Source organism: Mameliella sp. MMSF_3455, from assembly GCF_030733205.1.
In the GTDB taxonomy this organism is placed as follows: domain Bacteria; phylum Pseudomonadota; class Alphaproteobacteria; order Rhodobacterales; family Rhodobacteraceae; genus Antarctobacter.
In genome coordinates this window covers 181487-194540 of the sequence record NZ_JASHJL010000004.1, presented here as the reverse complement: position 1 = coordinate 194540, position 13054 = coordinate 181487, and the positions used below count along the sequence as shown (strand labels likewise).

The window sequence follows — 13054 nt, the reverse complement described above, 5'->3', positions numbered from 1 at the left end:
GTTACATGGTCATGTTGCTGGCGCCGCCATCCAGCAGGATGTTCTGGCCGACGATGAACCCGGAGTGCTGCGAGCAGAGAAAGGCGCACATCTTGCCGAATTCCTCCGGCGTACCGTAGCGGCCGGCCGGGACGGTGGCATAGCGTTCGGCCCGGGCCTCGTCGATCGAGATCCCCGCCGCCTTGGCGCGTGCGCCGTCCAGTGCATCGGCACGGTCGGTGGCATGGAACCCCGGCAGCAGGTTGTTGACGATCACCCCGTCGGGCGCCACCTGCCGCGCGGTGCCCGCGACATAGCCGGTCAGCCCGGTGCGGGCCGAATTGGACAAGCCTAGAACCGCCACCGGCGCCTTGACCGAGACAGAGGTGATATTGACCACCCGCCCCCAGCCCTTGTCGATCATCTTGGGCATCATGGCGGTCATCAACGCGATGGGCGTCAGCATGTTGGCGTCCAGCGCCTTGATGAAATCCTCGCGCCCCCAGTCGGACCACATGCCCGGCGGCGGGCCGCCCGCGTTGGTCACGAGGATGTCGACATCCCCCGCCTCTTCAAGCACCCGTGCACGGCCCTCTTCCGACACGATGTCCGCCGCGACCGTCTTGATCGAAACCTGGTAGCGATCCCGAAGGTCCTGGGCGGTTTCCTCCAGCGCTTCGGCGCCGCGTGCGTTCATCACAAGGTCGACGCCCGCCTCAGCCAATGCCTCGGCACAGCCGCGCCCCAGGCCCTTGGACGAGGCGCATACCAGCGCCCGCTTGCCGCGAATTCCCAGATCCATGTTCTGTTCCCTGTTCCTGTTTCCCTTTTGTCGACAAAAGGCCGGAGATGCGGCCATTTGAAGACACATTGTGCTGGCATACAATGGCCGACCGCGTCTATCCAGTGACCATCCGCTTGCGAAAGCCCCATGCCTGAGACCGATCCCGCCCGCGCCACGCACAGCCTGCAAGTCTACCGCGCCGATGCGCTGCGGGTGGTGAACGGTGCCAACCAGGGCGATGCCATCTGCTTTGCCGAGGAACTGGTGCATGACGACATCTATCGTCTCTCGCCGCTTGCGGCGTTGAAACCGCTGGGCGTGGACACCGGGGCGACACCGCCTTTTCGCATCTCCGCCAATAGCGTCTTGGGGTCCGCCGGGGCCGACCTGCACCTGGATTGCTGCGTGACCTTCATGTCCGGAGACGGGCAGACGACAGAGGCGCTTGTGCTGGTCGAAACAGATGCCGAGGGCCATGCGGCAGAGGTCTACCTGATGCCCTTGGCGCCGATGACCGCGCGGGCCGACTATGTGCTGGTCGGCGTGGACCGAGAAGGCGCCCTGCAACGCTATGCCCAGGTTTCCTGCGTTTCCTTCACCGCCGGCACCATGATCACGCTTGCCAATGGTGCACAGCGCGCGGTCGAAGACCTGACGGTCGGCGACCGCATCCTGACCCGCGACGACGGCCCCCAGCCGATCCGCTGGATCGGCCACCAGACGGTGCGCGCCGTGGGCGCCTTTGCCCCGATCTGCATCCGCGAAGGCGTGTTGAACAACACCCGTGATTTGCTCGTGTCCCCCGATCACCGGCTTTTCATCTACCAGCGGCGCGACAACCTGGGCGCCGGTCGCTCGGAACTGCTGGTCCGCGCGCGCCACCTGGTGAACGGCGACACCGTGGCCCGCCGCGAGGGCGGTTTCGTGGACTACTACCAGATGCTCTTTGACGCGCATCAGATCATCTATGCCGAAGGAATCGCTGCGGAATCCATGCTGGTGGACACCCGCACCCGCGCCGCCCTGCCCAAGGATCTCGAAGTTGCCGACCTGTTGCCCGGACATCGCCGCAGCGATCCCCGGGCGCTGGAGGTCGAGGAGCAACTGCTGGCCCGCCCCGACGCGGCCGAGGTGCTGCGCAAGTCGTCCGGCGGTTAGGCGCCGGTGTCGTAGTAGAACTCCTCACGCACGATCCGGCCGTCGGCGACGGTGTAGATCGCGACCTCCTTCATGGGGTCCACTTCGCCCGTGGCCTTGTTCCTTGCCTTGATGTCGAAGATGACCGCGAAACTGCTATCGCCGTGGCCGTAAGGTCCGTCGACAACCGCTTCGACCACCTCGAAATTCTCGAACCACCAGGCGTGCTTGCCCTTGATCCCGTCCAACCCGTGGGTTTCGGCGCTGTCGGCACCCGGCATCGTCATGGCCTCGACTGAAACGGCGTCGGCGGCATAGAGCTTGTCGAGGTTCTCCAGTTCGCGCCCCTCGCGGCACCCCGCGACGAGTTCCTGAGCAATTGTCTTGAAATCCATGTCACCCCCAGATGTTCACCATACGTTCACACTGACACGTCAATGTAATCGGAGCAAGACAAATCGCTGCAGTTCCGGCACCGGATCACGCCCGGCCTTGCGCTGCAATTGCCCCGCATCGGGGCAAGATGCCGAACCGATCCGGGTTTTCAGTTTCCCTGCTAAAGCCCCAGGCGCTTTCCGCAACGGAGGCGATCAGCCCCCCAAAAATTTGTCACAGTGCAAATGACACATGACGCGCCGGCTGCCCCCAAATGGCAAGAGGCAAAGGTGCGCACCCGGTCAGAGTCCAGTTGGTGGGAAAACGCAGGCACCGGCGCGCGCCCGATTGCCCCCGCCTCGCGCCTCGCCTATATCCGCCCCCATGTTGGACACGCCCTCGAACCGCCCCGATCTGCCCGCGGAAATCGCCCGCCGCCGCACCTTTGCGATCATCTCGCACCCGGATGCCGGCAAGACGACCCTGACCGAGAAATTCCTGCTGTATGGCGGTGCCATCCAGATGGCCGGACAGGTGCGTGCCAAGGGCGAAGCGCGGCGCACGCGGTCGGACTTCATGCAGATGGAGAAGGACCGGGGCATTTCCGTCTCGGCCTCGGCCATGTCCTTCGACTTTGCCAGCAAGGACCGGAACTTTCGCTTCAACCTGGTGGACACGCCCGGCCACTCGGACTTTTCCGAGGATACCTACCGCACGCTGACGGCGGTGGATGCGGCGGTCATGGTGATCGACGGGGCGAAAGGTGTCGAAAGCCAGACCCGCAAGCTGTTCGAGGTCTGCCGCCTGCGCGACCTGCCGATCCTGACCTTCTGCAACAAGATGGACCGCGAGGCGCGCGACACTTTCGAGATCATCGACGAGATCCAGGAGAACTTGGCCATCGACGTGACGCCCGCAAGCTGGCCCATCGGCATGGGGCGCGATTTCTTCGGCTGTTACGACATGCTGAACGACCGGCTGGAACTGATGGACCGCGCCGACCGCAACAAGGTGGCCGAAAGCATCGCGATGGAGGGACTGGACGACCCGAGGCTGGACGAACACATCCCGGCCAACCTGCTGGAACAGTTGCGTGAAGAGGTCGAGATGGCGCGCGAACTCCTGCCCGCGCTGGACCCGCAGTCGGTGCTTGAGGGGCACATGACCCCGATCTGGTTCGGCTCGGCGATCAACTCTTTCGGGGTCAAGGAACTGATGGACGGCATCGGCACATACGGTCCGGAACCGCAGGTCCAGAACGCCACCCCGCGCGAGATTGCGCCGGAGGAAAAGAAGGTCGCCGGGTTCGTCTTCAAGGTGCAGGCCAACATGGACCCCAAACACCGCGACCGCGTGGCCTTTGTCCGGCTTGCCTCGGGGCATTTCACCCGCGGGATGAAACTGACCCATGTGCGCACCAAGAAACCGATGGCGATCTCCAACCCCGTTCTCTTCCTCGCTTCGGACCGTGAACTGGCGGAAGAGGCCTGGGCCGGCGACATCATCGGCATTCCCAACCACGGCCAGTTGCGCATCGGCGATACGCTGACCGAGGGCGAGATGCTCAAGGTTTCGGGTATCCCCAGCTTCGCACCTGAACTTCTGCAAGGCGTGCGCGCAGGCGACCCGATGAAGGCCAAGCACCTGGAAAAGGCCTTGTTCCAGTTTGCCGAGGAAGGCGCGGCCAAGGTGTTCAAGCCGATGATCGGCTCGGGCTTTATCGTGGGCGTCGTGGGGGCCCTGCAATTCGAGGTTCTGGGCAGCCGGATCGAGATGGAATACGGCCTGCCGGTGCGGTTCGATCCGTCCCAGTTCACCAGCGCCCGCTGGGTGACGGGTGAAAAGGCGGCGGTGGAGAAATTCATCAACGCCAACAAGCAGCACATCAGCTACGACAACGACGGCGACGTGGTCTACATGACGCGTCTGCAATGGGACATCGACCGGATCGAGCGCGACTACCCCGACGTGACCCTGAGCGCGACCAAGGAGATGATGGTGTAACTTTCGCGTCCCATCGCGAAAGTTACGGTGGGCAAAGGTGTCCTTTCCGTCAGGGAAGGATCACCGCCCACACCTCTCCATTCCCGGGGCACGGACCTTCACACCGCACTATCGCCATACAGCAGCTTGCGGATCGGGATGTCCTTGTCGTCCATGTCGCCGCAGTAACGGCGCAGGTGGGGCGGCACGGCCTCGTAGGTCCGCCGCAGTGTTTCCAGGTTTGCTTCTGTGGGGTCCGCCCAATAGGCGTCCGCGGCCGCGCGGCAGACATGGAAACTTGTCGGCTCTCCCCTCAGTTCGCGCCCGCTTTCCCGCAATTCTCCAATCAGCGCCTCACCGGAACAGGGCCCCGGCGCTGCATAGGCGCAGGTGGCAGATCCAAGGCCCCGTATCGTCACCCTGTCGCCTTCGCGCGGGAAATCGTACCGGCCCTGCCCCAGCTCCACCTCGAAATCCTCAAGCGATACGGCCCGTGTGCCGCCGCTGCCCGTGACCGTCAGCGCATCGTTCCGGAACAGGATCAGCTGCACCAGGTCGATGCTTTCCGCGCGTCTCTCGAAGGCCCAGAGCCACTTGCCCGGATGCCGGTCACTGTCGCTGTCCGGCTCTGCCTCGCACCAGGGCGCGCCACGGCTGCGGTTCTGTTTCCAGCGCAGCCGCCCGTCAACGACATGGCTGGCACTGCCTTGCAGGTCTGTCAGGTTGTCGAGGCCGGGATTGAGTTCGACCAACAGGCCGTAGACCTGCTCGATCAGCGCATCAGAAGTCAGGGTCCAGCTCCCCTGTTCCAGGTCCAGCAGGCCGGCCCGTCCCAGGCGCAACGGCTCTCCATCCGGGAGCGAGGTGCGGACCCGCCCCTTGCGGACGTCCTCCTCGAACATGGCCAGGTCCATCAGGTCCGGCGCCTCGATCAGCCCGTCCTCGAAAACGGTCATGTCCACGAGGTGATAGTCGCCGATCCTCTGGATCACCGGAAAGGACAGCCCGTCGATTGTGCGCGTCGCCTGCCGCCGTGTCAGTTCCGATGCCTTCATGCCCTGCCTCACCCTCCAAGCCACTCCACGCTATAGCGAAGGCAAACCGGGGCATGGAAGGCACCGGCGCGCAATTCTTTGCCAAACCATCTGCTACGGCGGGTGAACGGCATGGCGTGGGCGCGGCACATGGCCTATCTTCCGCCCCATGACCATGATGAATCTCATCGCCGGCTTCCACGCCGCCACGCTCTGCCTGTCCGCCCCCTGTACGGCCGAGGCCAACCCCTGGGACCTGATCAGCGCGATCGAGTACGAGGAGACCGAGACAGAGACCTCGTGGTCCGTGGCCAAGACCATTCCGGACGCTCTGCGCGCCCGGGCGCAGGACTTCGAGGTCACGGGCTATTACGTCCCGGTCGAGGCGCAGGCCTATGTCTCGACCTTCCTGCTGGTGCCGGACCCCGCCGATTGTCCATTCTGCGGACAGAACGGATATGGCCCCTCGCTCGAAGTCAGCATGAAGCGCCCCATGCCCGACGTTCCCGAGGCGACAAAGGTCACCGTGCGCGGAACCCTGAACTTCGACGACAGCCCGGAAACCTATCGCGCGGTCTTTGTCACCGAAGGCGTGCTGATCGACTGAAGACCGCCGCCCCGGGGATGATGTGGCCGCTGAACGCGGTCTGAACCATCCCCGACATCATGTGTCCTAGGTACAGATGCGCGCCACAGAGCACGACGAAGCCGCCGAGGAAGGCCACGGCATTGCGTTTCCATGGCGCGGCCTCGAAATTGGAATGCCAGATCTGCGGATGATCCAGACCAGGGCGGGACCAATTAGAAGCGGATTTCAGAATGCTCCTTGCAATCGCGGCGGCACTAGCGACGGCGTGGCGAGAGGACGACCTGGATCGCCTGGGAAATCAGCAGGCCGACGATGGCACCGATCACACCTGCATCCGGTTCGCGGCCACCACCGGAAGCAACGAACCAGCCGGCAAAGGCGCCCCCCGCCAACAGCGCCAGCCAGAGGATGATGCGAAACAGCCCCCGGATGAATCCCGACCCTGCGCGCTTGGCGGTGCGCACCTGCCCCCGGGGAGCAGCTCTGCGGCCTCGTCCGGCCAGCCAGCGACCAATCACCCCGCCCACCACGACCAGCACAAGGATGAGTCCGCCGATATCGCTTTCGCGGATGTAACCGCCGTGCAACTCGCTCGTGAGATTGACGGCAACGATGAAAAGGATCGGAAAGATCATCGCCCCCAGCAGGACAAAAACGATGCTGCGCAGCCAGCCGGGCCCCGTCCGAGAGGGCTTTGGATGCTTGGGCGCGGGCCGGGCCACCCCCGCAGCGCGGACCGGTCCGGCCGACTGCGCGGGCGCGGTCCGCTGCCGCAACAGATCCAGGGTACGGCCTGCAATCGCGTCATCCGGCGCCTGGGCCAACACCCACTCGGCATTCTGCCGGGCCGTCTCCGGATCCCCGGCGCGCGCAGCGCAAAGGCCGAAGAGCGCCCGCGCCTTCAGGTTCGTAGGATCCCGGCGAAAGACCTGTTGAATGGCGGCATCCGCACCGGCGAGGTCATCGGCCATCAGGCATTCATGGGCGCCCAACAACAGGTCGGCAGTGTCATGGGTTCTCTGCGTCCTCATCCTCCGCCCTCCTCACTTCCGGAAAAAGTCGGGCGGCGCTTCGAAGTTCGGCATCGCGTCCGGCTGCTGTGGCGCATCAGGGGCGTCATCGGCCTCGGGTTCAGCCGGGATCAGCGGGCCGGGCCCGAGCCCCCCTGCCATCTCGGCGTCGATGATGTCATTGGGCAGCCGGTTCTGTGCATCGGGGCCATTTTCGCGCAGCATGTCCCCGAGAGAGCGCAATTGATCCACGCTGGGAAACTCGCCCGCGGTCATCAGGGTCTGGATACGCTGTTCGGTCCGTTCGAGCAGGTCGGCGGTTCCGTAAACGCCTTCCGCACGCTGCTGGGACGCGGCCCAAGACACAGCCTCGGCCACGAGTGGGTCCAGCGGCTGGCGGCCGGAAACGGCGCCGCGCCCGAAGGGCGTCGCGCCGCCCCGCAGGTTCGCGGCCGCGATCATTGCGCCGCCGTCGTCGACATCATCAAGGTCCAGGTCGTATCCGGCATCGTTGAGCGCGCGCATGACCATGCCGTAGTTCAAGTCAGCGCCCGGGGTGATCGTCGACGAGGGCAAATCCGCATCCCCTCCTGCCCCTGGATCGACCGCAAGTTCCAGACCTTCGGACGCGTCCACGTCCGCGACAGGCGTGATGGTCGATGACGGCAACTCGTCCGTGGCCGAGACATAGGGACCTTCCGGCGGCCTCGGGTCGACCCTGCGCGCCCCGGCGGCCTCATCCGGTCCGTCGACCATTTCCTGCATCCCGGCTGCGTCGCGCCCGCTCTTTGGGGCCAGCCGCGCCTTGTCGTAGGTCTGGGGCGTGTGCGGACCGTGGATCTCGGTCTCGCCATATTTGTAGATGGCCTCACCCTTGCTGCGCGGGTCGTCGGGGTGGGTTTTCTTGAACAGCCAATCGGCAACATTGCCGGAAGCGTCGTATTTCTCGTCGAACTCCTGACCCTTTTCATACCCTTTCAGGAACGACTTCACGATTCTCCAGAACGACATGACGGCCTCCCTATCGGTCGGGAGAACTCTGCAGGAAATTGCAGGGAATCGCGTTGATGCAAGTCAAAGGCGACAAAATGTCGTCCGTCGAAGCACGATCGGCCATGAGGGAAAGCCGGCAACGCCAAAGCCCCTTCCGCAAGGAAAGGGCTTTGAACAGGGGATCGGAATGGATCAGGTGTCGGTCAAAAGCGGGGTGATCCGGCGGACGGCGGCGCGGCGGTTGGCCTGTTCCGCCTGGTCGGTCACGACCAGCAGGTCGCTTTCGCCATAGCCCTGCAGCACCAGGTTCTCTGGCGGCACACCGAAGTACTCGATCAGGGCCAAGGCGACCGATTCAGCCCGTCGATCCGACAGGGCAAGGTTATAGGCCTCCTGCCCGCGCGCATCCGTGTGCCCCTCGATCAGGAAGACCTCGCCCGGGTCCAGCGCGATCGCCTCCAGCATGGCGTATCCCAGCGCCGCCAGTTCCTCGGCCTCGTCGGGCCGGATCGCGGCAGAGTTCGAGGCAAAGTGGATCGTGTCGATGTTGATCCCCGGTGCCATCTTGCGCACGGCGTCGATGTCGCGCACCTGCGCCAACGAGAACTGGCGCCCCGCGTCCACGGTGGTTTCGGCACCCAGCGCCCCGTTCACGTCGCTGTCGCTCTGGTAGGCGACGACGCTGGATCCCTTGACCTCTGGCAGGTTGGTGACGACGACCTGGTCGCTTTGCTGGGTGTCGTCAAACAGCACGACCTCGGTCCCGTCCGGCGCGATGGAGGACCGGCGCAGCACGCGCCCGTCCGGTGCGCGCACCGTCTCGACCTGGCTACCATCCTGGTAGAGCATCACGTTGCGGGTGGACCCGTCCTTGTACTGAAAGGTCTGCACGTTGGTGCCCGGGCGGTTCAACAGAACGTCGTCGTTGCGCAACACGCGCATGACGCCGTTGTTCTGCACCACCATGCGGTCACCGCTGTTGGTGATGACGCGGTCGCCGTTCTGCAGGACCTTGCCCAGATCCACGCTTCGGAAGTCCAGCGTACCGGTCCGGATGCCGATCTGGCGGGCCACCTTGTCGAAATCCTCGGACGAACGACGCACGTCCTCGGCGGTCAGCGTCCGGTCCAGCACCTTGACCGCACCGGCTGCGATGCCGACGGCGGCAGCCACCTTGGCCACATCGCGCAGGGCCACGATATCGGCCTGCCGCTGACTGGACCCAAGGTCGATGCGGCCGACCGGCAGGCGCACGGTCTTGCCCGGGCGCGTCACGATCTTGACCCCGCCGGAGGGCTTGCCGCCGACGATGTCCTTGGCCAGTTGCTTGCGCAGCGCGTCCAGGTCCACCGCACCGGGCTTGACCTTGACCTTGCCACCGGGCGCGACCTTGATGCCCGGCTGGCGGGTCTTGGGCGGGATGGCGATCTTGACGTCCGGCACCTTGACACCTGGTGCAATGACCCCGCTGGGCACGCGGATCGTCGGCGTCTTGCCCTTCGGGCGCACGATCTGGACGTCGGGCACCCGCACTTTGGGCTTCACCTGCTTGGGGATGACGACCTGCGCCGGGCGCTTTTTCTGTTGCGGGGTTACGATGACCTGCGGCACCCGGATGGTCTTTTTCGGGGTGCGCACGGTCTTTTTCGGCGGCTGCACGATCACCTGAGGCGTCTTCTTGACCTGCGGCACCCGGCGGACGGTGCCGTTGCCAGTGCCGCACTTGATACCCAGCGCGGGATTGCACAGCTGTTTGAGGTCGAAATTCTGGGCCGCGGCAGGTCCGGCAAAGGTCACCGACAGCAGGCCAAGCGCAGCCGAGGCGAGGAGGAGGCGTTTCATTCGGCAATTCCTTTCCAGCAAAGGCGTGGACGGACACAAAGTCTTTGTCGAACCAGTCCCTGCACCGAATGCGCGGCCCTGCCCCGCGGGGCGGCCAGCGATGGTCAAAATATTCTCGGCAGCGGGTCTGGTGACGTGGCGTCATGAAACCGCGTCCGGCGCTTTCGAACAACGGAGGTATTCCAGACCCGCAACAAAAGACCCCCGGCAGAGGCTCTGCCGGGGGTCCTGAATTGGGTTCGGTATGCGGATCAGCGCGCCGACAGCAGCGGCGTGATCCGCCGCACGGCCGCGCGGCGATTGGCGCGCTCCGCCTCATCCGTGCGCACCAGCAGGTCGCCCTCGCCATAGCCCTGCAGGACCAGGTTCTCAGGCGGCACGGCGAAATACTCGGTCAGGGCCAGGGCCACGGATTCCGCCCGGCGATCCGACAGCGCCAGATTATAGGCAAAGCTGCCCACGGCATCGGTGTGTCCCTCGATCAGGAAGACCTCGCCGGGGTTTTCCGCGATGGCCCGGCGCATGGCCTCGCCCAGCGCCGCCAGCGCCTGTGCCTCTTCGGGACGGATCGCCGCCGAGTTGGTCTCGAAGTTGATCGTGTCCACGGTGATCTCGGGGACGAGGTGACGCACGGCGTCGATATTGCGCACCTGCGCCAGCGAGAAGCTGCGGTTCACGCCGTCGGCCCCGGTCGCCGCCAGTGCCCGCGCCAGCGAATCCGCCGAGGTGTCGCGATAGTCAATGCGATTGCGCTCGGTCACCCGGGGCAGTTCGCTGACCTCCACCCTGGGACTGGCCTCGGTGTCATCGAAGAGAACCACCTCGGTGCCGTCAGGCAAGCTGCGCACCCGGCGCAGGACGCGACCGTCGGCGGCGCGGATCGTCTCGACCACAGAGCCGTCCTCGTAGCGGACACGGGTGCGGGTCGATCCATCGTCGAACCGGCGCGTCTCGACCTCGGCCCCGGGGCGGCGCAGCAGGACGTCGTCGTTGCGCAGGACGCGGAACTGGCCGTCCTGCTCGACAACCACCCGGTCACCCGAGTTCGAAACCACGCGATCGTCCTCGTCGAGGATCTCGGACAGGGCCACGGCGCCAAGACCCAGCAGGGCCGCCTTGGCCCAGGGTTCCAGCCCGTCGTCGTCATCCCCGTCCTTGCGCGCCTCGGCGCCCGGTTTCACCGTGCCGTCCAGCCCGGTGCGGAAATCCTCGTCCGAGCGACGCACATCGTCCTCGTCGACTTTTTCCTCGACCAATTCACCATCGTCACGCGGATTGGCAGCCGCCGCGGCGGGAGGACCTTCCAGCAGGCGGCGCAAGGCATCGACCTGGGCCTGCGGATCACGCCGCTCCGGGGCGGGCGCCGCCTCGGCGGCTTCGGGCGGATCCTGCGTCTCGGGGGCCGGGGCTCTTGGCGCTTCCGCGGTCTCGGGCGCGGGCTCTGGCGTCTCGGGTTCTTCGGGCACCAGGACATCGCCGGGATCGGCTGTTTCGGGCGGTTCTGTTGCCTCGGGGGCCGGGTCTTTCGGCACATCCGCGGTTTCCGGGGCCTCGGGTTCCGGTGTGTCCGCCGGCTCTGCAACCTCGGGCTCCGGCGTCTCGGCCGGTTCTGCCGCTTCAGGCGCCTTTGGGACGTCGGCCGTCTCGGGCGGCGCGGGCTGGGCCGGCTTCAGCGCATCGGCCGGGTCAGCCGCCGGGTCCGCGTCGGCCTGATCAGACTTGTCCTTGCCGCCGTCCTTGTCTTGCAGGGCTGCGGCCACATCCTCGCAGGTCAGACCGTCCGGCAGGTTGCCACCGACCTGGCAGATACCGCTCAGCAGTTCCAATTGCGCCGGGGGCAGACCTTTGGCGGCATTGGCACCGTCCTGCCCCTGCGCCATCGCGCTCCCTCCAAAGACGAGCGTCAGCGCTCCGGCCAGCGCCGTGGCGTTGCGAATGGGGGTCATGGCAGTCTCCTTTCCTTGCGCCCACACGGGGCTTGGACAGGAAACGCACGAAGCCCGGACCCGGGTTCCCCCGGATTGCAAGGACAGGCGGCAACCCGCCTAGAGCAGCTTCATCAGTCGCGCCTTCTCGCCCAGGTCGTCGGGCCGCGAGATCGCCTCGGCCAGGTCCTCCAGCGAGGCGATGGAATGGCCGGCGCGGAAACTGTCCACATGGGGCAGCATGGCCCGGATGCCGGTCGCCTTGGGCGCGAACCCGTCCCAGCGCAACAGCGGATTGAGCCAGATCAGCCGCCGCGCCGAGAGATGCAGCCGTTCCATCTCCTTTTCCAGCGCGCCGGCGTCGTCGCGATCCAGCCCGTCGGTGATGACCAGCACCACCGCCCCCTGCCCCATGACCCGCCGCGACCAGTCGCGGTTGAAGTCGTGCAGGCAGGCGCCGATCCGCGTGCCGCCCTCCCAGTCCTGCGCCTCGGCGCCGGCCGCCTTCAGCGCCGCGTCCACGTCGCGGGTGGCCAGGTGCCGGGTGATATTGGTCAGTCGCGTGCCGAAGGTGAAGGCGTGGACCTTGGCCCAGCCCTGCCCCTTTTCATTCGCCACCGCGTGCAGGAAATGCAGCACCATGCGGGAATATTGGCTCATCGAGCCGGATATATCGCAAAGCACCACCAGGTTCGGCCAGCGCGGGCGCCGCTTGGCACGGGCGATGGACTGGATCTCTCCCCCCTTGCGCAGCGCGTCGCGGATCGTCTTGCGCGCATCCATCCGGTGGCCAAGGTGCGATCCCATCAGGCGGCGGCTCTCGATCGGTTTCACGGGCAGGGTCAGCCCCGCCAGCATCCGCTTGGCCTGGGCGATTTCCTCTGTCGACATCTGTTCGAAATCGAGGCTGCGCAGCTTTTCCTCGGCAGACATGGTCATCGAGGCGTCAACCTCGATCTGGGTGCCTTCCTCTTCTTCCTCGTCCTGAACGGGGGTCTCGGGCATCTGGTCGGCCAACAGAGCCTGCGCCGCCCGTTTCTCGGCAGCCACGGCAGAGCGATCCTCCTGCACGCCGCGGATGGCGGGCAGCATCATCGACATCATGTGTTCCAGGAAGCGCGGATCACGCCAGTAGAGGCGAAAGATCTGGGCAAAGACCGTCCGATGTTCGGGCCGGTTCACGAAACAGGCGTGCAGGGTCCAGTAGAAATCCATCCGCTCGGTAAAGCCTGCCGCCTCGACCGCGCGGATGGCGTCGATCACCCGTCCCGGCCCCACGGGCAGGCCCGCCCGCCGCAGCGCGCGCGCGAAATGGATGATGTTCTGCGCCAGGCGCGGGTTTTCCGGGATTTCGAGCGGCAGGTATTCAGGCATGGCGGGTCTCTTCGCTATCTGTCCGCCCA

General features: G+C 65.7%; 11 protein-coding genes. 3 read left to right on the top strand and 8 right to left on the bottom strand.

What is annotated here, in order from left to right; genetic code table 11:
• Nucleotide 1 precedes the first annotated feature (1 nt).
• Nucleotides 2–781, bottom strand: coding sequence for an SDR family oxidoreductase (locus tag RBB42_RS04285; protein ID WP_305968272.1), 780 nt, complete (start codon nucleotides 779–781; stop codon nucleotides 2–4).
• A gap of 129 nt (nucleotides 782–910) precedes the next feature.
• On the opposite strand from RBB42_RS04285, the gene RBB42_RS04280 reads away from it, so the two are divergent.
• A complete protein-coding gene (locus RBB42_RS04280) occupies nucleotides 911–1921 on the top strand; it encodes a Hint domain-containing protein (protein ID WP_306043601.1) in 1011 nt (336 codons plus the stop codon).
• Here the strand turns inward: RBB42_RS04280 and RBB42_RS04275 are convergent.
• Nucleotides 1918–2295, bottom strand: coding sequence for a nuclear transport factor 2 family protein (locus RBB42_RS04275; protein ID WP_305968270.1), 378 nt, complete (start codon nucleotides 2293–2295; stop codon nucleotides 1918–1920). The genes RBB42_RS04280 and RBB42_RS04275 overlap by 4 nt on opposite strands.
• Before the next feature lie 364 nt (nucleotides 2296–2659).
• On the opposite strand from RBB42_RS04275, the gene RBB42_RS04270 reads away from it, so the two are divergent.
• Nucleotides 2660–4279: a peptide chain release factor 3 gene (locus RBB42_RS04270; RefSeq protein WP_305968269.1), complete on the top strand. Its 1620-nt coding sequence runs from the start codon at nucleotides 2660–2662 to the stop codon at nucleotides 4277–4279.
• A gap of 98 nt (nucleotides 4280–4377) precedes the next feature.
• Here the strand turns inward: RBB42_RS04270 and RBB42_RS04265 are convergent, their stop codons facing one another.
• Complete coding sequence (locus RBB42_RS04265) at nucleotides 4378–5313, bottom strand: DUF7638 domain-containing protein (RefSeq protein WP_305968268.1); 936 nt, start codon at nucleotides 5311–5313, stop codon at nucleotides 4378–4380.
• 148 nt (nucleotides 5314–5461) lie between these two features.
• Between RBB42_RS04265 and RBB42_RS04260 the strand changes: the two genes are divergently transcribed.
• Nucleotides 5462–5899: a hypothetical protein gene (locus tag RBB42_RS04260; RefSeq protein WP_305968267.1), complete on the top strand. Its 438-nt coding sequence runs from the start codon at nucleotides 5462–5464 to the stop codon at nucleotides 5897–5899.
• 236 nt (nucleotides 5900–6135) lie between these two features.
• Here the strand turns inward: RBB42_RS04260 and RBB42_RS04255 are convergent, their stop codons facing one another.
• The 5 genes from RBB42_RS04255 to RBB42_RS04235 form a co-directional block, all read right to left on the bottom strand.
• On the bottom strand, nucleotides 6136–6912 hold the full coding sequence (locus RBB42_RS04255) for a tetratricopeptide repeat protein (RefSeq protein ID WP_305968266.1): 777 nt from the start codon (nucleotides 6910–6912) through the stop codon (nucleotides 6136–6138).
• A 12-nt stretch (nucleotides 6913–6924) separates the two neighbouring features.
• Entirely contained in the window at nucleotides 6925–7902 is a 978-nt protein-coding gene (locus RBB42_RS04250) for a hypothetical protein (RefSeq protein ID WP_305968265.1), read from the bottom strand.
• A gap of 174 nt (nucleotides 7903–8076) precedes the next feature.
• The gene (locus RBB42_RS04245) at nucleotides 8077–9726 is read right to left on the bottom strand and encodes an OmpA family protein (RefSeq protein WP_305968264.1); all 1650 of its coding nucleotides are present in this window, start codon (nucleotides 9724–9726) and stop codon (nucleotides 8077–8079) included.
• A 251-nt stretch (nucleotides 9727–9977) separates the two neighbouring features.
• Nucleotides 9978–11672, bottom strand: coding sequence for an OmpA family protein (locus tag RBB42_RS04240; protein ID WP_305968263.1), 1695 nt, complete (start codon nucleotides 11670–11672; stop codon nucleotides 9978–9980).
• Between the two features lie 99 nt (nucleotides 11673–11771).
• Nucleotides 11772–13025: a vWA domain-containing protein gene (locus tag RBB42_RS04235; protein WP_305968262.1), complete on the bottom strand. Its 1254-nt coding sequence runs from the start codon at nucleotides 13023–13025 to the stop codon at nucleotides 11772–11774.
• Nucleotides 13026–13054 lie beyond the last annotated feature (29 nt).

What these genes read in the sequence shown, in the direction of transcription:
- RBB42_RS04265 (WP_305968268.1), bottom strand. Translation starts at nt 5,313, where the DNA reads ATGAAGGCATCGGAACTGACACGGCGGCAGGCGACGCGCACAATCGAC.
- RBB42_RS04255 (WP_305968266.1), bottom strand. Translation starts at nt 6,912, where the DNA reads ATGAGGACGCAGAGAACCCATGACACTGCCGACCTGTTGTTGGGCGCC.
- RBB42_RS04250 (WP_305968265.1), bottom strand. Translation starts at nt 7,902, where the DNA reads ATGTCGTTCTGGAGAATCGTGAAGTCGTTCCTGAAAGGGTATGAAAAG.
- RBB42_RS04280 (WP_306043601.1), top strand. Translation starts at nt 911, where the DNA reads ATGCCTGAGACCGATCCCGCCCGCGCCACGCACAGCCTGCAAGTCTAC.
- RBB42_RS04240 (WP_305968263.1), bottom strand. Translation starts at nt 11,672, where the DNA reads ATGACCCCCATTCGCAACGCCACGGCGCTGGCCGGAGCGCTGACGCTC.
- RBB42_RS04285 (WP_305968272.1), bottom strand. Translation starts at nt 781, where the DNA reads ATGGATCTGGGAATTCGCGGCAAGCGGGCGCTGGTATGCGCCTCGTCC.
- RBB42_RS04275 (WP_305968270.1), bottom strand. Translation starts at nt 2,295, where the DNA reads ATGGATTTCAAGACAATTGCTCAGGAACTCGTCGCGGGGTGCCGCGAG.
- RBB42_RS04235 (WP_305968262.1), bottom strand. Translation starts at nt 13,025, where the DNA reads ATGCCTGAATACCTGCCGCTCGAAATCCCGGAAAACCCGCGCCTGGCG.
- RBB42_RS04260 (WP_305968267.1), top strand. Translation starts at nt 5,462, where the DNA reads ATGACCATGATGAATCTCATCGCCGGCTTCCACGCCGCCACGCTCTGC.
- RBB42_RS04270 (WP_305968269.1), top strand. Translation starts at nt 2,660, where the DNA reads ATGTTGGACACGCCCTCGAACCGCCCCGATCTGCCCGCGGAAATCGCC.
- RBB42_RS04245 (WP_305968264.1), bottom strand. Translation starts at nt 9,726, where the DNA reads ATGAAACGCCTCCTCCTCGCCTCGGCTGCGCTTGGCCTGCTGTCGGTG.